This is a genomic window from Enterobacter cloacae complex sp. CDL013 (genome assembly GCF_049238805.1).
Classification (GTDB): domain Bacteria; phylum Pseudomonadota; class Gammaproteobacteria; order Enterobacterales; family Enterobacteriaceae; genus Enterobacter; species Enterobacter hormaechei_C.
Genome location: NZ_JBMKGT010000007.1, coordinates 208,957 through 226,838 on the forward strand (window position 1 = coordinate 208,957; position 17,882 = coordinate 226,838).

The window sequence follows — 17,882 nt, forward strand, 5'->3', positions numbered from 1 at the left end:
CCGGTGTGACCTAATCTATTCCACGTTGGGCTTAATTATCACCGATACGGCTGTCGATCCGCGTCTGCATATAGTCGTAGAACGGATTCGACGTCACGCGCATCAGCGCATCTTTGCCGACGCTCAGAACCGATGTTTCTCCCCACAGGGCTATCGTCCCGAGGCTGATACCGTAGCGGTTTTTCACCGCAGGATGGCGGCCATAAAGATCGTCATCCTGCGGGAACGGAATGGCAACATGTGACAGGGAATAAACCTCCTGCGGATACGCGACCGACAGCGGCATCACCGTTTCCCGGGTGCTGCCCGCTGGCGTTTTCTTTGCCACCATATCAAACCTGTCGGGGCTGGCATTGGTCACAATTGTGACACTGTAACGTCTTTTTGCCTCCGGCAGCAGGTCAGCCACCGCCGTCCAGGATGATGGCCTGAACAGTGGACGGAAACTCCCGGCCTGGTTGATATCAAAAACCACCAGTTCGCTGCCGTTTGCCGGAAGCTGGTCAAACAGCCCGCTGACCACGGCGCGGGTACTGACCGTTGAATCCATGACCGACTGGAAAGCAAGTATCGGCGGAAGCTGCGCCAGTTTGTGATCATGAACACCGCGATTTATCTGCTCATGCAGCGTCTGGGTAAGCAGCCAGGACTGACGTGCCGCATTCACCGGGAACGAATTGTATTTATAAGGATTATATTCTGGCGAAATGTTGAGCCACGCGGCTTTGGCAAACGCCGGTAACATAGCCGGTAGCCCGGCGAATCCGGCAAAGCGCGCAAACGCCGTGACGCCAATCATCGGTGAGAGCAAAACGATCTGCTCAGGTTGACGCAGTGCAGGCGCATCAAGGGCGTCGAGGGCATATTTCATCGCCAGCGCCCCGCCGTTGGAGTAGCCCACCAGATGCAGGGGGAGATCGTTCCCCGTCAGGCGTGTCGCTTCACGAACCGCGAGGCGCGTTGCCGCCAGCCACGCCTCCCAGTCAACGTCTGTCAGCGCGCCCGGTGCCGTGCCGTGTCCGGGCAAACGAGGCACTACGGCCACAAAGCCGTGCTGTTGATAATTCTCTGCCAGATGCCTGACGCTGTAGGGCGAATCCGTCAGACCGTGCAGCAATACCACCCCCCCGCGCGGCTTTCCGGCAGGCATCAGCACGAACGACCGGTTTGCATCCGGGGAAAAGTGTCCTGGCCACACCAGGCTCTGGCGGTAATAACGGTTCAGCGGCGTGCGCTCTGCGGGGGTGACTTTCGCCGTCACCTCAGCGTCGAGAGCGGTGAAGATGGCGTTTTCCCGCGCGACATACGCTGCGAAGGTCGCGTTATCCATCTCCTGCACAGACATTTCATCAGCCCGCCAGGTGTGCCAGTGATGCAGGGCTGGCCCCTGCTGCGAAAGATAAACCCGCACCGAAAGCAGAACGAGCACAATGATCCCGATGACCATCGCTATTTTTTTTGCGAGAGCCATCAGGCGCACGCTGACCCGCCAGGGCAAATTCGCCATGTAAGGCTCCCTCTTTTTTCCCAGAGCTTTCATCTTACCAAAAAATGTGAAGAGGCTGACGTATTCACCAAATAGATACCCTTCAGCCTGCACACTGCACCAAAAGTGAACTACGCTGCACAAATGTTGATCACCTGTTAAACAAATATTGCATTAACTTTGCTGCACAGCGCGTTTTCGCCGCAATGTGAACATGGCACGCGTCCTGCATTGTTAATCCGGTAACAGAAACCCGGCCTTTGACAGCCAGTTAACAGCGAGGCGGTATGACGACCAAACCTCAGGTGTTGAGCCGTATCGAAGCGACCTTTAGCCAGCTCACCCCAAGCGAAAAGCGGGTGGCAAGCTGGATGCTGGCGCACGTCGGGCAGATCCCCTTTGAAACGGCAGAGAGCGTGGCGCTGGCCACGGCCACCAGCGGGATCACCGTCGGACGCTTTCTGCGCAAGCTGGGCTACCTCAACCTGGACGACGCCAAAAAAAGCCTGCGCGATCCCCACCAGCCCTGGGGCATTAACGAGCGTCTCGACTCCTGGAAGCAGCAACAGCCGCTGTCGGATCGCCTTCAGAACTCCCTGTCGCTGGAGGTGGACGCCATTGCCCATGTCTACCAGCTGGCGCAAAGCGAAACGTTCAGGCAGGTGGTCCAGCAACTTACCCATGCCGACGCCGTTTTCGTGCTGGGGATCCAGTCCACGCGCGGGATCGCCAATGCGTTCTTCAGCCATCTGGAGTATCTGCGCCCGCGGGTGAGCTATTCAGAAGGGCTCTCCGGTAGCTGGGTGGAGTCGCTTAACTCCGGCTTTGCGAACCCGTATATCGTGCTGACGGATACCCGCGCCTACTCCGCCATTGCCCGCCAGTACTGCCGCGTGGCGAGCGAAAAAGGCCTGGCGATGGCGCTGATCACCGATATCTGGTGCCCGTGGGCGCGGGATTACCCGATTGATTTACTCCAGGTGAAGACCGATACCGGCCATTTCTGGGATTCGCTGGCGCCGGTGAGCTGTCTGTTCAACCTGCTGCTGTCGGGCGTTGTGGAGGCGCTGGGGGATGCGCTGCCGGAACGTCTGGCAATCAACCGACAACTACAACAAGAGTTTGGTCAATTTGAACGCTAAAGGAGCGGAGCTATGCCTGAAGAGAGTCAACTGATTGATGTGGCGAAAACCTTTCCCACGCTGCATATCGATCTGAAATACGCGACCGCCGATAACATCACTGGCCGCCCGATCTACCAGCACGCCGCGTGCCTGTTGCATACGGATGCCGCCACCGCGCTGGCGAAAGCGATCGGCATCGCCGCGCTGGCCGGTCTGAAGCTGGTGGTTTACGACGCCTACCGCCCCCAGCAGGCGCAGTCGCAACTCTGGGATGCCTGCCCCAATCCGGAATACGTGGTGGATGTCGCAATTGGCTCTAACCACAGCCGGGGCACCGCCATTGACGTCACGCTGATGGATGAACACGACAACGTGCTGGATATGGGCGCCGGGTTTGACGAAATGCACGACCGTTCTCATGCCTGGCACCCTTCCGTTCCGCCTGAGGCGCAGCGAAATCGTCTGCTCCTGAACGCCGTTATGTACGGCGGCGGTTTTGTGGGCATCAGCAGCGAATGGTGGCATTTCGAACTGCCGAATGCCGCCAGCTACCCGCTGTTAGATGACCAGTTCGCCTGTTATCCGACCACACACTCACTGTAATTCTGGAGCCCCGCCATGAAAACAACGCTGCTTACAACCCTGATTGCCGCTACGCTCACCCTGAGCGCCCCTCTCGCGCTGGCGGCGGTGCCAAAAGATATGCTGGTGATTGGGAAAGCTGCCGATCCGCAAACGCTGGATCCGGCGGTCACTATCGATAACAACGACTGGACGGTGACCTACCCCTCGTACCAGCGTCTGGTGAAATACAAGCCTGGCACCACGGAGGTGGAAGGCGATCTGTCGACGGGCTGGAAGGCGTCTGACGACCAGAAAGAGTGGACGTTCACCCTGGCAGATAATGCAAAATTCTCCGACGGCACGCCGGTGACCGCCGAAGCGGTCAAGCTGTCGTTTGAACGTCTGCTGAAAATTAACCAGGGACCTTCCGAAGCGTTCCCGAAAGATTTGAAAGTGGACGCGGTGGATGAGCATACGGTGAAATTCACCCTCAGCCAGCCGTTCGCCCCGTTCCTCTACACGCTGGCCAATGACGGCGCGTCGATCGTCAACCCGGCGGTGCTGAAAGCCAATGCCGCCGACGACGCACGCGGTTTCCTGGCGCAAAACACCGCGGGTTCCGGACCGTTTATGCTGAAAAGCTGGCGGAAAGGTCAGCAGCTGGTGATGGTGCCCAACCCACACTGGCCGGGTGAAAAGCCGCACTTCAAGCGTGTCTCGGTCAAGATTATCGGTGAAAGCGCCTCGCGTCGCCTGCAACTTTCCCGTGGCGATCTGGATATCGCCGACGCCCTGCCGGTGGATCAGCTTGCCGCTCTGAAGCAGGAAGGCAAAGTGGCCGTGGCGGAATACCCGTCCCTGCGGGTGACCTACCTCTATCTGAACAACAGTAAGCCTCCGATGAATCAGGTGGATTTGCGCCGCGCGGTCTCCTGGGCGACCGATTATCAGGGGATGGTGAAAGGCATTCTCAGCGGGAACGGCAAGCAGATGCGCGGCCCGATCCCGGAGGGCATGTGGGGCTTTGATGCGAACGCCATGCAGTACAGCTTTGACGAGGCCAAAGCCAAAGCGGCGCTGGAAAAAGTCAACGATAAACCCGCCAGCCTGACGTTCCTCTACTCCGATAACGACCCGAACTGGGAGCCTATCGCCCTCTCCACGCAGGCGAGCCTGGGCAAGCTGGGGATTAACGTCAAGCTCGAGAAACTGGCGAACGCCACCATGCGCGACCGCGTCGGCAAAGGTGATTATGACATTGCGATTGGTAACTGGAGCCCGGACTTCGCTGACCCGTACATGTTCATGAACTACTGGTTCGAATCGGACAAAAAAGGGCTGCCGGGTAACCGCTCATTCTATGAGAACAAAGAGGTCGATGCGCTGTTGCAGGCGGCACTGAAAACCACCGATCAGGCGGAGCGCACCAAAGATTACCAGCAGGCGCAGAAAGTGGTGATTGACGAGGCGGCTTACGTTTATCTGTTCCAGAAGAACTATCAGCTGGCGATGAACAAAGAGGTCAAAGGCTTCACCTTTAATCCGATGCTTGAGCAGGTCTTTAACATCGCCACCATGAGTAAGTAACGGCCCACGCCGGGGGGAAGTGTATGACGTTCTGGAGCATTGTGCGCCAGCGCTGCTGGGGGTTAATCCTGGTGGTGGCCGGTGTCTGTATTATTACTTTTATTATTTCACACCTGATCCCCGGCGATCCGGCCCGCCTGCTGGCCGGTGACCGCGCCAGCGATGAAATCGTGCAGGGCATCCGCCAGCAGCTGGGGCTGGATCAACCGCTCTATATTCAGTTTGGCCGCTATGTAGAGGCGCTGGCGCATGGCGATCTGGGCACATCCATTCGCACCGGTCGCCCCGTTGCGGAAGATTTGAAAGCCTTTTTCCCCGCCACGCTGGAACTGGCCTTCTGCTCTTTGCTGCTGGCCCTGGTGATTGGCGTGCCGCTGGGCATTTTATCGGCGGTGTACCGTAACCGCTGGCTGGATCACCTGGTGCGACTGATGGCGATGACGGGCATCTCGACGCCTGCCTTCTGGCTGGGACTGGGTGTTATCGTTCTGTTCTACGGGCAACTGCAAATTCTGCCCGGCGGCGGCAGGCTGGACGACTGGCTCGATCCGCCCGCCCACGTTACCGGTTTTTATCTGCTGGACGCTCTGCTGGAAGGCAACGGCGAGGTGTTTTTCAACGCCCTACAGCACCTGATTCTCCCCTCCCTGACCCTGGCCTTTGTGCATCTGGGTATTGTGGCGCGTCAGGTACGTTCCGCGATGCTGGAGCAACTGAGCGAGGATTATATTCGTACCGCCCGCGCGAGCGGGTTGCCGGGGTGGTACATCGTGCTGCGCTACGCCTTACCCAACGCCATGATCCCCTCCATTACCGTGCTCGGGCTGGCGCTGGGCGATCTGCTGTACGGGGCAGTCCTTACCGAAACCGTGTTTGCCTGGCCGGGAATGGGAGCCTGGGTGGTGACCTCCATTCAGGCGCTGGACTTCCCTGCCGTCATGGGCTTCGCGGTCGTGGTATCGCTGGCCTATGTCTTCGTCAATCTGGTGGTGGATCTGCTGTATCTGTGGATCGACCCGCGAATCGGGCGCGGAGGTGCCGAATGATGTTAACTCAGGAAACGCCCGTCCCTGTCAGCACCGCTAAACAGCGCATTAACTGGGCAAAGCTATTCTGGATGTTACGCAAAAGCCCGCTCACGCTGATCGGCGGGGTGATTATGATCGTGATGCTGCTGATGATGATGGTCTCGCCGTGGATAGTCCCGCACGATCCGAATGCGCTGGATCTGACCGCGCGATTGCAGGCGCCTTCAGCCCAGCACTGGTTTGGCACCGATGAGGTGGGCCGGGATCTGTTCAGCCGCGTGCTGGTGGGCAGCCAGCAGTCCATCACGGCGGGGCTGGCGGTGGTGGTGATTGCGGGCGGCATCGGTTCTCTGCTCGGCTGTTTGTCCGGCGTACTCGGCGGACGCGGCGACGCCATCATTATGCGTATCATGGACATTATGCTCTCCATCCCCTCGCTGGTGTTGACGATGGCGCTGGCCGCCGCGCTCGGCCCAAGCCTGTTTAACGCGATGCTGGCGATTGCGATTGTACGCATTCCGTTTTACGTGCGGCTGGCACGCGGGCAAACGCTGTTGGTGCGCCAGTTCACCTACGTGCAGGCCGCCCGCACCTTTGGCGCATCGCGCTGGCACCTGATCAGCTGGCATATCCTGCGTAACGCCCTTCCGCCGCTGATCGTACAGGCGTCGCTGGATATCGGCAGCGCCATTCTGATGGCCGCCACGCTGGGCTTTATTGGATTAGGCGCGCAGCAGCCGACCGCCGAATGGGGCGCGATGGTGGCCGTGGGGCGTAACTACGTGCTTGACCAGTGGTGGTACTGCGCGTTTCCGGGGGCGGCAATTCTGATCACGGCGGTTGGGTTTAATCTGTTTGGCGATGGTCTTCGCGACCTGCTGGATCCCAAATCAGGAGGGAAGCAGTCATGAGTGATTCCGTATTATCGATTGAAGATTTGCATCTGAGCTTCCCCATTTTTCGCGGTGACGTCCACGCGCTCAACCACGTCTCGCTGGAGATTGGCCGGGGTGAAATTGTCGGCGTGGTGGGCGAATCCGGCTCGGGAAAATCGGTCACCGCGATGCTGGCGATGCGCCTGCTGCCGGAAGGCAGTTACCATGTTCACCATGGCCGGGTCACCCTGCTCGGGGAAGATGTCCTGAACGCGTCGGAAAAACAGCTTCGTCAGTGGCGCGGCGCCAGGGTGGCGATGATTTTTCAGGAGCCGATGACGGCGCTTAACCCTACGCGCCGGATTGGCAGACAAATGGTGGAGGTGATCCGCCAGCATCAGTCGCTTTCCCGCCGCGACGCGCAGCAGAAGGCGATCGCCCTGCTGGGCGAGATGCAAATCCCGGATGCGGCACAGGTGATGGATCGCTATCCGTTTGAGCTTTCCGGCGGCATGCGCCAGCGGGTGATGATCGCCCTTGCCTTCTCCTGCGAGCCGGAGCTGATCATTGCCGATGAGCCGACCACCGCGCTGGACGTGACCGTTCAGCGTCAGGTGCTGCGGCTACTGAAACACAAAGCGCGCGCCAGCGGGACGTCGGTGCTGTTTATCAGTCACGATATGGCGGTGGTGTCGCAGCTTTGTGACCGGATGTACGTTATGTACGCGGGCAGCGTGACCGAAAGCGGCAGCACGCAGACTTTGATCCACCATCCTGTACACCCCTATTCGATTGGCCTGCTGCGGTGTGCCCCGGAAAATGGTGAACCGCGCGAGATCCTCCCGGCCATTCCCGGCACGGTACCTAACCTCAGCCACCTCCCGCGCGGATGTGCCTTTCGCGAACGCTGTTTTGCTGCCGGGGCGAAATGCAGCGAAACGCCGCGCTTAATTTCCACGGGCGCAGAAGGCCAACAGGCTGCCTGCTGGTACCCACAACAGGAGAGACGCCATGTCTGAGGTACTGCTGGAACTGGATAGCGTGCATGTGAATTTTCCTGCGCGCAAAAACTGGCTGGGGCGCGTGACGGAGCAGGTACACGCCCTCAACGGCATGGATCTCCGGATCCATCGCGGCGAAACGCTGGGCGTTGTGGGGGAATCCGGCTGTGGAAAGAGCACGCTGGCGCAACTGCTGATGGGCATGCTCAAACCGAGTACAGGTGCCTGTCAGCGCGCAAATGCGGCAGGCGGTATGCAGATGGTATTTCAGGACCCGCTCTCGTCCCTCGATCCGCGTTTACCCGTCTGGCGCATCATTACCGAGCCGGTGTGGGTACAGCAACGCCGCAGCGAACGGGAGCGTCGTCAGCTGGCTGAGACGCTGGCGCAGCAGGTGGGCATTCGAGCAGAATATCTTGACCGCCTGCCGCATGCGTTTTCGGGCGGACAGCGCCAGCGCATCGCTATCGCCCGGGCGCTCTCTTCAGATCCGGACATCATCGTGCTGGATGAACCCACCAGCGCGCTGGATATTTCTGTCCAGGCGCAGATCCTCAATTTGCTGGTTGCCCTGCAACAGCAGCGAAATCTGACCTACGTACTGATCTCGCACAACGTCTCGGTGGTCCGGCACATGAGCGATCGTGTGGCAGTGATGTATCTGGGGCAGATCGTGGAGCTGGGTCCGGCGGACCAGGTGCTGAGTCAGCCGCGGCATCCGTATACGCAGCTGCTGCTTGACTCCGTTCCCCGTACCGGAGAACCGCTGGACGAAGATCTGGCATTACGCAAAACCGATCTTCCCGGTAATCGCCACCTGCCCGTTGGCTGCTACTTCCGCGACCGCTGCCCGCTGCCGATGCAGGGATGTGAACGGCCGCAGCCGCTTCAGCCCGCAGCCGAAGGCCGAAGCGTACGCTGCTGGCGTAACCGCTAGATTTGCGCCATCCCGCCATCGACAAACAGCTCCGTGGCGTTAATAAAGCTGGCGGCATCGGACGCCAGAAACGCCACGGCTTTCCCGACTTCGCCCGGCGCGCCCAGGCGACCCAGCGGTACCTGGGCCGCCAGCGCATCGTATAATCCCTGACGCTGTTCTTCGGGAACCAGATCGCCAAGACCGGGCGTTTTCACGGGGCCAGGGCTGACGACGTTGACGCGTATCCCGCGGCCCTGTAAGTCCAGCGCCCAGGAGCGGGCAAAGTTACGCACGGCGGCTTTACTGGCGCTGTAGACGCTAAAATTCGCCGTCCCCTTAATCGAAACCGTCGATCCGGTGAGGATAATGGATGAACCAGATGAGAGCAGCGGCAGCGCTTTCTGGACGGTGAACAGCACGCCGCGCACGTTGGTGGCAAAAATCCGGTCAAACTGCTCTTCGGTGATAGCGCCCAGCGGCAGCATGTCGCCGCCCCCGGCGTTGGCGAACAGAATATCGAGTCGTCCTTCTTCTTTAGCAATCTGCGCGTAAACCGCATCCAGATCGGCCATTCTGGAGACGTCCGCGCGGATAGCTACCGCCGCGGCGCCAATGTCTGCCCGGGCAGCATCCAGTTCGGCCTGACGACGTCCGGTGATATAGACCTTCGCTCCCTGCGCCGCCAGCTCCTGTGCCGTTGCGAGACCAATACCGGTGCTGCCACCGGTCACCAGAGCGATTTTTCCTGCAAGCGTTGTATTCATACTCATAACCTTTTGTTGTGATGTAAAAGAGGAGCGTTTGCCCGCGTCAGGCAGACTTTAGACCTTGCGGGATTAGCGATAAACGGGCAAAAATGAAAATGAATTTTCACAGCAGGAAATAATCAGAGGAGATCTATGTGGATCAGCTAATGGCAATGCGTGCCTTTACGCGGGTGGTTGAATCCGGAAGCTTTACCCGAGCGGCAGACTCCCTGAACATGCCGATAGCCACGCTGAGCAAGCTGGTAAAATCACTTGAAGCGCACCTGGAAACACGGCTGCTGCTTCGCACGACGCGCCGGGTGGTCACGACGGCAGAAGGCATGGAATACTACGAGAAAGCGCTACGGGTATTAATTGATATAGAGGACATTGATACCGCCTTTCGCGCATCGTGCTGCACGCCCAAAGGCCATTTGCGTATTGACGTGGGGGGCTCAACCGCCCGGGACGTGCTGATCCCCCTGCTGCCGGATTTTTTTCAGCGCTACCCGGATCTGCGCATTAACCTGGGGGTAGCCGATCGTCCGGTAGATTTAATCAGCGGAAACGTGGACTGCGTGATCCGCGGCGGCCCGCTGGATGACTCTTCGCTTATCGCGCGGCATATCGGTGATGCCGGGATGATCGCCTGCGCGGCGCCGGGCTATCTTAAAGCTCACGGCATCCCTGCCTATCCGCAGGAGCTGCGCAACGGCCATAAGCTGATTAGCTACCTTTCCCCGGTTACCGGACGCGCATTTCCGTTCCGCTTCCTTGACCGGGGTGAGCCCCTGGAGATCAGCGTTCCGCACCACCTTGGGGTCAATGAAAGCAACGCACATCTGGCCGCGGCGCTGGCGGGTTTAGGGATTATTCAGACGTTTGGCTATGCTGCGAGAGCGCATCTGGAAACGGGCGCGCTGGTAGAGATCCTGAGCGACTGGCGTCCTAAGGCGTATCCTTTTCACGTGGTCTATCCCCAGAGTCGGCATTTAACGCATCGCCTGAGAGTGTTTATTGCGTGGCTTGCCGAGGTTTTCCCTGCGGCAGTGAAAGGTTAGCCGGGCATTTGCCCGGCCTGATATCAGTTCAGTTTGTAATCCAGCGTGATTTCGGCTTTCAACAGCTGCGATACCGGACAACCCGCCTTCGCTTTCTGAATAATGCCGTCGAACTGCTGCGGATCGATACCCGGTACCGTCACCTTGCTTTGTAGCGCCACTTTGCTGATGGCAAAACCGCTGTCGGTTTTATCCAGCGAGACATCCGCCGTGGTATCAATGGAATCGGCAGTATAACCCGCTTCGCCCAACATTAGCGACAGGGCCATAGAGAAACAGGCCGCGTGCGCTGCGCCAATCAGCTCTTCCGGGTTAGTCCCTTTTTCGCCCTCGAAGCGGGTGTTAAAGCCGTAAGGTTGCTGGTTAAGGACGCCACTCTCTGTTGAGACCGTCCCTTTGCCGCGTTTGATGTCGCCAGACCAGTGTGCTGAACCGTGCTTATGAATCGTCATTCTTGCTCTCCTTTTGGCTTACAAAGGGATAAGTATAGGACGCATAATCCATTTTGCAGGGAAGACAGACTAGTCCGAGCGCGTGGCAAGGTGGTTTGCAAGTGCATCCAGGAACACACGCTGCGCCGCAGGCTGATAGTCTCGCGACTGATAAATACCAAAAATACCGATCGGTTTTGGCGTAAAGGCGCCGAGCACCGGCACCAGGCTGCCCTGCCGTAGCGCCGCGTCGGCCTCGCGCTCGGGCAGCATGGCAATACCACAGTGGTTTATCGCCGCCTCCATCAGCAATGACGAGATACTGGCGCTGAGATTGCCGCTGACCGCCGTCGTGACCGACTCCCCTTCTGGCGTCAAAAAACGCCACGACTGACCGGCAAAAAAGCTGTAATGCAGGCAGTTGTGCCGGGATAAATCCTCCAGCTGCTCTGGAACGCCCCGACTGGCAAGGTAGTGCGGCGAGGCGCAAAGTACGGACCGACACTCTCCCAGTCGGCGGGCGATCATGCCCGATTCAGGGTTATCGGTGATGCGGATCGCCACGTCAATTCGCTCGCCCACCAGACTTACCGGATGATTGTTAACATCCAGCTCAATGCGCAGCTGAGGGTAACGCTGCAACAGATCGGGCAGCACCGGAACGATAATATGCATCGCCGTAAAGTGCGCGCAGGCGACACGAAGCGTGCCTGAGGGTAAATCCTTCACTGACTGATCTTCAATTTCCTGAGAAATTTGCGAGAGCGTGCGGGTCTTTTGCAGGACCTTCTCCCCCGCCGCCGTCAGCGTCAGCTTGCGGGTGGAGCGGTTCACCAGCCGCGCCCCGGCCCACTTCTCCATCTGCTCCAGATAACGGCTCACCATCGGACGGGAGATCCCCAGCGCCCGCGCCGCCGCGCTTAAACTCCCCAGCTCACAGATGCGGTTGTACACCTGGGCGGCAATAACGCGATCCATTTTGACCTCCATTTGCTCGATTTATGAAACTAAGCATCTCCTGTTTCAGGAATTCTGGCAAATGAAGAGATCCGTACAATAGAGACTTTCCTGAAGAACAGAGACATGACCATGACTATCGCCCGCCTTGCTTTGCTGACAACCCTTTTCACTCCGGCCGTCTTTGCCGCGCCGTTGACCGTTGATACGTACAACCCGCAGGAAAAAGGCATTTTTGCCGTTTCTTCCACCCTGGTGTCTGGCCCGAAAGAGGCGGTACTGTTTGACGCCCAGTTCAGCGTGAAAGATGGCGAAGCGCTGGTAGAAAAAATTCGCCACAGCGGTAAAACGCTGAACAAAATCGTGATCACCTCCGGCGATCCGGATTTCTATTTCGGCCTGCAACCGCTGGTGAAAGCCTTCCCTAATGCCAAAGTTGTCGCCACGCAACAGGTGGTGGACCATATCAGGGCCACAAAAGACGCGAAGCTCGCCTTCTGGGGGCCACAGATGAAAGACGGCGCGCCGACGCAGCTCTACGTGCCGCAGGTGCTTGCCTCAACCACCTTTATGATTGATGGTGAAAGAGTGAATATTGAAGAGCCTGAGAGCTATGCGGCGTACGTCTGGATCCCATCCGCAAAAACCATCCTCGGCGGCACGGGCGTCTCGTGGGGTATTCACGTCTGGACGGCGGATACCCAAACGCCGGAAAGCCGCAAACAGTGGCAGCAGACGCTGGATAGCATGGCAGCCCTTAAGCCCGAACACGTTATTCCGGGCCACTACCTTGGGACACCGCCAGCGGGTACCGGCGCTATCGACTTTACCCGTCGCTATCTACATCAGTTTGAACAGGCCCTCATGACACATAAAGCGTCAACCGGCGTCATTAGCACGATGAAAAAACAGTGGCCGAATCTGGCGGAAGCCAGTTCGCTGGAATTGAGTGCCAAAGTGAATACCGGCGAAATGAAGTGGTAATATCCTGATTATCTCCTGCTATATTTAAATTTTTTATAGCAGGAGTTTACTATGCCATCGTCAGTAAGGGGCATCGACCATATCGGTATTACGGTGCCCGACATTGAAAAAGCCACCCTATTTTTTGAACGCGCTTTCGGCGCACAGGTTTTATATCATTCTGTCGATGCGGAAACCGATAATATTGATCAGGCCGCCCAGCAGCACACCTTAAAATTATTTCCCGGCACAAAAATTCACGCCATTCGCATGCTTGTTATGCCCCATGGACCCGGCATTGAACTTTTCGAAATGCATGGCCCTGAACAGGGAATGCCCGCCCGCGCCAGCGACTTTGGCCTCCAGCATTTTGCTGTTTATGTTGATGATTTTGATAAGGCGATAGCCGCTTTCACCGCTGCCGGCGGGGAGATGTTTACCGCGCCAAAGCCGCTCACGTTTCCGGATGAGCAAGGTGAAGGGAATGCTTTCTGCTATGGACAGACCCCCTGGGGCAGTATTGTGGAATTGATCTCCTGGCCGACGCCCATGCCTTATGAAAAAACGACAAATTTACGCCGCTGGAAACCCTGAATTTTATTTGTGTGCCAGGAGAGATGATATTTTTATTTCCAGGACGAATCTGAACCACAACGACGAAAATATTTGCCAATCTGAATGTGAATTACGATTTTGCACGCCGTAACATTAAACAGACAACGACACGGAGGCAGCATGTTTACTTATTACCCGGCACATACCACAGCAGCACAACCCGAACTCGTTAACGCGATTGCGCAGGGTCTTCAGGCAGAGCACGGCGTTGTTACCGAAGATGACATTTTGATGGAACTGACCAAGTGGGTGGAAGCCACAGACAATGACATCCTCAGTGACATCTACCAGCAAACCATCAACTATGTGGTCAGCGGGCAAAATGCACCTTTGTAAAAACCTGCTAAGCTGGATCTGCAACCTAAGGGGTTACATTTCGTTTGCGTGAGCAAACTTGTCCTTAAAACTATCAACGGGATTGAGGAGTTAAAATGAAATCGAACCGTCAGGCACGCCACATTCTGGGACTGAACTACAAGCTCTCTAACAAGCGTAAAGTGGTTATTGAGGAGGGTAGCGAAACGCAGGTTACCCACGCTACCGGCAGAAAACGCCCTTCCGGCAAGTAAGTTCCGGCACGATATTCACAACACCATCGGTAATCCCGATGGTGTTTTTGTTTATGTGTTGCGGTAATTAATATTCAGCTCCTTTATAATACCAACCGACCGCACCCCGTAGCACAGGCCAGAAAGATGACAAACAGCAGTGTCAGGGACGGATCTTCTTAAAAAGAGTGAGTGACATGGACAACAAACTGAAAAAACATCGTTCCCTTTATATTCCTTACGCCGGTCCGGTTTTACTGGAGTTTCCTCTTCTGAACAAAGGCAGCGCCTTTAGCATGGAAGAGCGCAGCAGCTTTAACCTGCTGGGCCTGCTGCCTGAAGTGGTTGAAACCATTGAAGAACAGGCGGAACGCGCCTGGATCCAGTATCAGGGTTTTAAAACCGAAATCGATAAGCACATCTACCTGCGTAATATCCAGGACACCAACGAAACCCTCTTCTACCGCCTGGTGCAGAACCATCTCGAAGAGATGATGCCCGTCATTTACACCCCAACCGTCGGCGCGGCATGTGAACGCTTCTCAGAGATCTACCGTCGTTCCCGCGGCGTGTTCATCTCTTATCAGAACCGTCACAACATGGATGACATTCTGCAAAACGTGCCGAACCACAACATCAAGGTGATCGTGGTAACCGATGGCGAACGTATTCTGGGCCTTGGCGACCAGGGCATTGGCGGGATGGGTATTCCCATCGGTAAGCTCTCGCTGTATACCGCCTGCGGCGGGATCAGCCCGGCCTACACCCTGCCGGTGGTCCTGGACGTGGGGACCAACAACCAGCAACTGCTGAACGATCCGCTGTACATGGGCTGGCGTCACCCGCGCATTACCGACGACGAGTACTATCAGTTTGTGGATGATTTCATCCAGGCCGTGAAGCACCGCTGGCCGGACGTGCTGTTGCAGTTCGAAGACTTCGCACAGAAAAACGCCATGCCGCTGCTGAACCGCTACCGCGATGAGATTTGCTCGTTCAACGATGACATTCAGGGCACTGCGGCAGTGACCGTCGGTACGCTGATTGCTGCGAGCCGTGCGGCAGGCAGCCAGCTTAGCTATCAGAAAATTGTCTTCCTGGGTGCAGGCTCCGCGGGCTGCGGCATCGCCGAGCAAATTATTGCCCAGACCCAGCGCGAAGGCTTAAGCGAAGAGCTCGCCCGCTCCCGCGTCTTTATGGTGGACCGTTTTGGCCTGCTGACCGACGGTATGCCAAACCTGCTCCCGTTCCAGACCAAACTGGTGCAGAAGCGCGAGAACCTGAAAAACTGGGATACGGATAACGAAGTGCTCTCGCTTCTTGACGTGGTGCGCAACGTGAAGCCGGATATTCTGATCGGCGTATCCGGGCAGACCGGCCTCTTCACGGAGGAGATTATTCGCGAGATGCATAAGCACTGCGAACGACCTATCGTGATGCCGCTATCGAACCCGACCTCACGCGTGGAGGCGACGCCGCAGGATATCATCGCCTGGACCGAAGGCAATGCGCTGGTCGCGACCGGCAGTCCGTTCGATCCGGTGGTGTGGAAGGACAAGCTCTACCCCATTGCGCAGTGCAATAACTCCTATATCTTCCCGGGTATTGGTCTGGGAGTGATCGCTTCCGGCGCGTCCCGCATCACCGACGAAATGCTGATGTCCGCGAGCGAAACGCTGGCAGGTCACTCACCACTGGTGAATAACGGTGAAGGCCTGGTACTGCCGGAGCTGAAAGACATTCATAAAGTGTCCCGCGCAATTGCCTTCGCGGTAGGCAAAATGGCGCAGCAGCAAGGCGTCGCGGTGAAAACCTCTGCCGATGCGTTGCAGCAGGCGATTGATGATAATTTCTGGATGCCGGAATACCGTAGCTATCGTCGTACTTCGATTTAAGCATTGCCCCTCACCCAGCCCTCTCCCCAAAGGGGAGAGGGTTAGGGTGAGGGGAATATACGGCACTTCCCACTAGCCAAACCCATTTTCCCCCGCTACACTCCCTTCATCCATTAACCTACTGAATATATAAGGAGGCCAATTATGCTGTACTGTGAAATTTTCAATGTTTCACATACATTTGGTGATCGCACCAGCTCAAGCGTTATCGGTATCGTGCTGCGATAACTTCCGCTTGAGCGAAGACACTAACCCCTGAAATCCCTTCTCTCGGGCTTACTGAGTTATCGTCAGCGATGTTTGACGAGGCATAAACATGCCTGTAACTCCTGGGTAAGCAACAATGAGCACTCTACTTACTGCACATTCTTTACGTGTTGATACCGCGTTTGGCACGCTCTTCGACTCTCTCTCCTTTACGTTGAAAAAAGGCGACCGCATTGGCCTGCTGGGTGATAACGGCTGCGGAAAAAGTACGCTGCTGAAAATCCTCGACGGGACGCAGTCCCCTGCTGCCGGAACCGTTTCACTGGCTGGACATTGCCTGCTGGCGCGCGTGGAACAACATCTGCCGGAGACCCTTTATCCCCTGACCATGCTGGATGCGGTGCTGGCGCAGCTGCCGACCGGTGAGCGCGACAGTCTTCGCTGGAAGGCCGAGACGCTGCTGGCCGGAATGGGCTTTACGACGCAGGAAACGGCGCTGCAATCCGCCACGCTGAGCGGCGGTCAGCATACGCGGTTGCTGCTGGCGCGGGCGTTGATAAGCGATCCGGATCTGCTGCTTCTGGACGAACCGAGCAACCACCTCGACCTGCCGACCCTGCTGTGGCTGGAGCAGTTTTTACAGAGCTGGTCCGGCAGCTTTGTGCTGGTTTCACACGACAGGCAACTGCTGGACGCGATAACCAACGGCAGCTGGATCCTGCGCGATAAAACACTGCACTACTTCGCCCTTCCCTGCACTGCCGCCCGTCAGGCGCTGGAGGCGAAAGACGAAAGCGATGCGCTGCGGCATAAGGCAGAGCAAAAAGAGATCGACCGCGTCACGGCCAGCGCCAAACTCCTCGCGACCTGGGGCAAGGTCTACGACAACGAAGATCTCTCCCGTAAGGCTAAGCAGATGGAAAAACAGGTCGAACGGCTTAAAGAAAACCAGACGGAACTGACGGCGGGAAGCCCGTGGACCTTAACCCTGCGCGGGGACGCGCTTCGGGCCGACCGCCTGCTGGAAATAACCGACCTCGGCGTCCCCCCGGCGCCGGGTCTGCCAGACCTGTTTACCCTCGTCAGCGCGCGGCTGAAGAGCGGCGATCGCGTGGCGATTGTGGGTCGTAACGGCTGCGGAAAATCGTCGCTGCTGAAGCTTATCTGGCGACATTTTCGCGACGAGATCTCGGACGAGCGGCTTAAGCGTCATCCGCGCGTTTCACCCGGCTACTACGACCAGACGCTGCATCAGTTGCCAGACGATACGGCGCTGCTTGATGCGCTGGAGCCTTTCGCGCCAGATCCGCAGACCCGTAAAATGGCGCTCATCAGTGCCGGCTTCCCGTGGGCGCGGCACGGGCAAAAAGTCAGTACGCTGAGCGGCGGGGAACGTTCGCGCCTGCTGTTCGTCGGCCTGACCCTTGCCCGTTATAGCCTGCTGATGCTGGATGAACCGACCAACCACCTGGATATGGAGGGCAAAGAGGCGCTGGCGGAAACGCTGCAACAGTTTGAAGGCGGAGTGCTGCTGGTGAGCCACGATCGTCAGTTAATTAGCCAGTGCTGTAACCGCTTCTGGCTGATTGAGGACGGCAGGCTGAGCGAATGGCACGATGCGGAGGCGGTCTTTGAGCGCCTGCGTGAGGACGCCGGTCCGGCTGTACCTGAGGCATCGAACGCCGCATTGAAGGCACCCTCTTCAGCGTCAGACGATCTGCTCGAACGCCTTGTCGCCCTGGAAACGTTGCTGGAAGAAGATTTGGCGCGTAAGCCCAAACATCAAAAACCGCAGTTGCAGGCGCAATGGCGAAAAGAGATTGAGGAGATAGAAGCCCAACTGTAAGCCTGTACCCGGCGGTCATTACGCCGGGT

General features: G+C 57.5%; 18 protein-coding genes. 14 read left to right on the forward strand and 4 right to left on the reverse strand.

Annotation, left to right across the window (positions count from 1 at the left end; genetic code table 11):
* Positions 1-31: 31 nt before the first annotated feature.
* On the reverse strand, positions 32-1,507 hold the full coding sequence (locus tag ACOTXD_RS16105; RefSeq protein ID WP_061856097.1) for an alpha/beta hydrolase: 1,476 nt from the start codon (positions 1,505-1,507) through the stop codon (positions 32-34).
* 266 nt (positions 1,508-1,773) lie between these two features.
* Between ACOTXD_RS16105 and ACOTXD_RS16110 the strand changes: the two genes are divergently transcribed.
* Genes ACOTXD_RS16110 through ACOTXD_RS16140 form a run of 7 tightly spaced genes read left to right on the forward strand, consistent with a single transcriptional unit; the run spans position 1,774 to position 8,602 of the window.
* Positions 1,774-2,628, forward strand: coding sequence for a MurR/RpiR family transcriptional regulator (locus ACOTXD_RS16110; protein WP_421766461.1), 855 nt, complete (start codon positions 1,774-1,776; stop codon positions 2,626-2,628).
* A 12-nt stretch (positions 2,629-2,640) separates the two neighbouring features.
* A complete protein-coding gene (gene ddpX, locus ACOTXD_RS16115) occupies positions 2,641-3,213 on the forward strand; it encodes a D-alanyl-D-alanine dipeptidase (protein WP_003857079.1) in 573 nt (190 codons plus the stop codon).
* Positions 3,214-3,228: 15 nt separating this feature from the next.
* The gene (locus ACOTXD_RS16120) at positions 3,229-4,761 is read left to right on the forward strand and encodes an ABC transporter substrate-binding protein (protein ID WP_022651221.1); all 1,533 of its coding nucleotides are present in this window, start codon (positions 3,229-3,231) and stop codon (positions 4,759-4,761) included.
* Positions 4,762-4,784: 23 nt separating this feature from the next.
* Positions 4,785-5,807, forward strand: coding sequence for an ABC transporter permease (locus ACOTXD_RS16125; RefSeq protein WP_003857077.1), 1,023 nt, complete (start codon positions 4,785-4,787; stop codon positions 5,805-5,807).
* Positions 5,804-6,700, forward strand: a complete 897-nt coding sequence (ddpC, locus tag ACOTXD_RS16130; protein ID WP_003857076.1) for a D,D-dipeptide ABC transporter permease — start codon at positions 5,804-5,806, stop codon at positions 6,698-6,700. The genes ACOTXD_RS16125 and ddpC overlap by 4 nt, the downstream gene beginning before the upstream one ends.
* Positions 6,697-7,683 carry an ABC transporter ATP-binding protein gene (locus ACOTXD_RS16135; RefSeq protein WP_061856096.1) on the forward strand — a complete coding sequence of 329 codons (987 nt, stop codon included), beginning with the start codon at positions 6,697-6,699 and terminating at the stop codon, positions 7,681-7,683. The genes ddpC and ACOTXD_RS16135 overlap by 4 nt, the downstream gene beginning before the upstream one ends.
* On the forward strand, positions 7,676-8,602 hold the full coding sequence (locus tag ACOTXD_RS16140) for an oligopeptide/dipeptide ABC transporter ATP-binding protein (RefSeq protein WP_061856095.1): 927 nt from the start codon (positions 7,676-7,678) through the stop codon (positions 8,600-8,602). Before ACOTXD_RS16135 ends, ACOTXD_RS16140 begins: the two co-directional genes overlap by 8 nt.
* Here the strand turns inward: ACOTXD_RS16140 and ACOTXD_RS16145 are convergent.
* A complete protein-coding gene (locus ACOTXD_RS16145; RefSeq protein WP_003857073.1) occupies positions 8,599-9,348 on the reverse strand; it encodes an SDR family oxidoreductase in 750 nt (249 codons plus the stop codon). The two genes, ACOTXD_RS16140 and ACOTXD_RS16145, sit on opposite strands and share 4 nt — an antisense overlap.
* A 137-nt stretch (positions 9,349-9,485) precedes the next feature.
* On the opposite strand from ACOTXD_RS16145, the gene ACOTXD_RS16150 reads away from it, so the two are divergent.
* Complete coding sequence (locus tag ACOTXD_RS16150) at positions 9,486-10,391, forward strand: LysR family transcriptional regulator (RefSeq protein ID WP_032609249.1); 906 nt, start codon at positions 9,486-9,488, stop codon at positions 10,389-10,391.
* Positions 10,392-10,414: 23 nt separating this feature from the next.
* Here ACOTXD_RS16150 and ACOTXD_RS16155 read toward each other — a convergent pair whose 3' ends face one another.
* On the reverse strand, positions 10,415-10,843 hold the full coding sequence (locus tag ACOTXD_RS16155; protein ID WP_003857069.1) for an OsmC family protein: 429 nt from the start codon (positions 10,841-10,843) through the stop codon (positions 10,415-10,417).
* A 69-nt stretch (positions 10,844-10,912) separates the two neighbouring features.
* On the reverse strand, positions 10,913-11,800 hold the full coding sequence (locus ACOTXD_RS16160; RefSeq protein ID WP_241237776.1) for a LysR family transcriptional regulator: 888 nt from the start codon (positions 11,798-11,800) through the stop codon (positions 10,913-10,915).
* 111 nt (positions 11,801-11,911) lie between these two features.
* Here ACOTXD_RS16160 and ACOTXD_RS16165 point away from each other — a divergent pair, with 111 nt between their 5' ends.
* From ACOTXD_RS16165 to ACOTXD_RS16190, 6 genes are all read left to right on the forward strand, one after another.
* Positions 11,912-12,763, forward strand: a complete 852-nt coding sequence (locus tag ACOTXD_RS16165; RefSeq protein ID WP_047055554.1) for a Vmh family MBL fold metallo-hydrolase — start codon at positions 11,912-11,914, stop codon at positions 12,761-12,763.
* Positions 12,764-12,814: 51 nt separating this feature from the next.
* On the forward strand, positions 12,815-13,336 hold the full coding sequence (locus ACOTXD_RS16170) for a VOC family protein (protein WP_003857065.1): 522 nt from the start codon (positions 12,815-12,817) through the stop codon (positions 13,334-13,336).
* 141 nt (positions 13,337-13,477) lie between these two features.
* Positions 13,478-13,693: a biofilm-dependent modulation protein gene (bdm, locus tag ACOTXD_RS16175; protein ID WP_003857061.1), complete on the forward strand. Its 216-nt coding sequence runs from the start codon at positions 13,478-13,480 to the stop codon at positions 13,691-13,693.
* A gap of 95 nt (positions 13,694-13,788) precedes the next feature.
* Positions 13,789-13,926, forward strand: coding sequence for a stationary-phase-induced ribosome-associated protein (gene sra / locus ACOTXD_RS16180; RefSeq protein ID WP_003857059.1), 138 nt, complete (start codon positions 13,789-13,791; stop codon positions 13,924-13,926).
* Positions 13,927-14,102: 176 nt separating this feature from the next.
* Positions 14,103-15,800 carry an NAD-dependent malic enzyme gene (locus tag ACOTXD_RS16185; RefSeq protein ID WP_003857058.1) on the forward strand — a complete coding sequence of 566 codons (1,698 nt, stop codon included), beginning with the start codon at positions 14,103-14,105 and terminating at the stop codon, positions 15,798-15,800.
* Positions 15,801-16,143: 343 nt separating this feature from the next.
* Positions 16,144-17,853 (forward strand): ABC-F family ATP-binding cassette domain-containing protein, encoded by a 1,710-nt coding sequence (locus tag ACOTXD_RS16190; RefSeq protein ID WP_421766462.1) that lies wholly within the window; start codon positions 16,144-16,146, stop codon positions 17,851-17,853.
* Positions 17,854-17,882: the final 29 nt, after the last annotated feature.

What these genes read in the sequence shown, in the direction of transcription:
- ACOTXD_RS16165 (WP_047055554.1), top strand. Translation starts at nt 11,912, where the DNA reads ATGACTATCGCCCGCCTTGCTTTGCTGACAACCCTTTTCACTCCGGCC.
- ACOTXD_RS16145 (WP_003857073.1), bottom strand. Translation starts at nt 9,348, where the DNA reads ATGAATACAACGCTTGCAGGAAAAATCGCTCTGGTGACCGGTGGCAGC.
- ACOTXD_RS16140 (WP_061856095.1), top strand. Translation starts at nt 7,676, where the DNA reads ATGTCTGAGGTACTGCTGGAACTGGATAGCGTGCATGTGAATTTTCCT.
- ACOTXD_RS16120 (WP_022651221.1), top strand. Translation starts at nt 3,229, where the DNA reads ATGAAAACAACGCTGCTTACAACCCTGATTGCCGCTACGCTCACCCTG.
- ddpX (WP_003857079.1), top strand. Translation starts at nt 2,641, where the DNA reads ATGCCTGAAGAGAGTCAACTGATTGATGTGGCGAAAACCTTTCCCACG.
- ACOTXD_RS16160 (WP_241237776.1), bottom strand. Translation starts at nt 11,800, where the DNA reads ATGGATCGCGTTATTGCCGCCCAGGTGTACAACCGCATCTGTGAGCTG.
- bdm (WP_003857061.1), top strand. Translation starts at nt 13,478, where the DNA reads ATGTTTACTTATTACCCGGCACATACCACAGCAGCACAACCCGAACTC.
- ACOTXD_RS16125 (WP_003857077.1), top strand. Translation starts at nt 4,785, where the DNA reads ATGACGTTCTGGAGCATTGTGCGCCAGCGCTGCTGGGGGTTAATCCTG.
- ACOTXD_RS16110 (WP_421766461.1), top strand. Translation starts at nt 1,774, where the DNA reads ATGACGACCAAACCTCAGGTGTTGAGCCGTATCGAAGCGACCTTTAGC.
- ACOTXD_RS16105 (WP_061856097.1), bottom strand. Translation starts at nt 1,507, where the DNA reads ATGGCGAATTTGCCCTGGCGGGTCAGCGTGCGCCTGATGGCTCTCGCA.
- ACOTXD_RS16155 (WP_003857069.1), bottom strand. Translation starts at nt 10,843, where the DNA reads ATGACGATTCATAAGCACGGTTCAGCACACTGGTCTGGCGACATCAAA.
- sra (WP_003857059.1), top strand. Translation starts at nt 13,789, where the DNA reads ATGAAATCGAACCGTCAGGCACGCCACATTCTGGGACTGAACTACAAG.
- ACOTXD_RS16170 (WP_003857065.1), top strand. Translation starts at nt 12,815, where the DNA reads ATGCCATCGTCAGTAAGGGGCATCGACCATATCGGTATTACGGTGCCC.
- ddpC (WP_003857076.1), top strand. Translation starts at nt 5,804, where the DNA reads ATGATGTTAACTCAGGAAACGCCCGTCCCTGTCAGCACCGCTAAACAG.
- ACOTXD_RS16190 (WP_421766462.1), top strand. Translation starts at nt 16,144, where the DNA reads ATGAGCACTCTACTTACTGCACATTCTTTACGTGTTGATACCGCGTTT.
- ACOTXD_RS16135 (WP_061856096.1), top strand. Translation starts at nt 6,697, where the DNA reads ATGAGTGATTCCGTATTATCGATTGAAGATTTGCATCTGAGCTTCCCC.
- ACOTXD_RS16185 (WP_003857058.1), top strand. Translation starts at nt 14,103, where the DNA reads ATGGACAACAAACTGAAAAAACATCGTTCCCTTTATATTCCTTACGCC.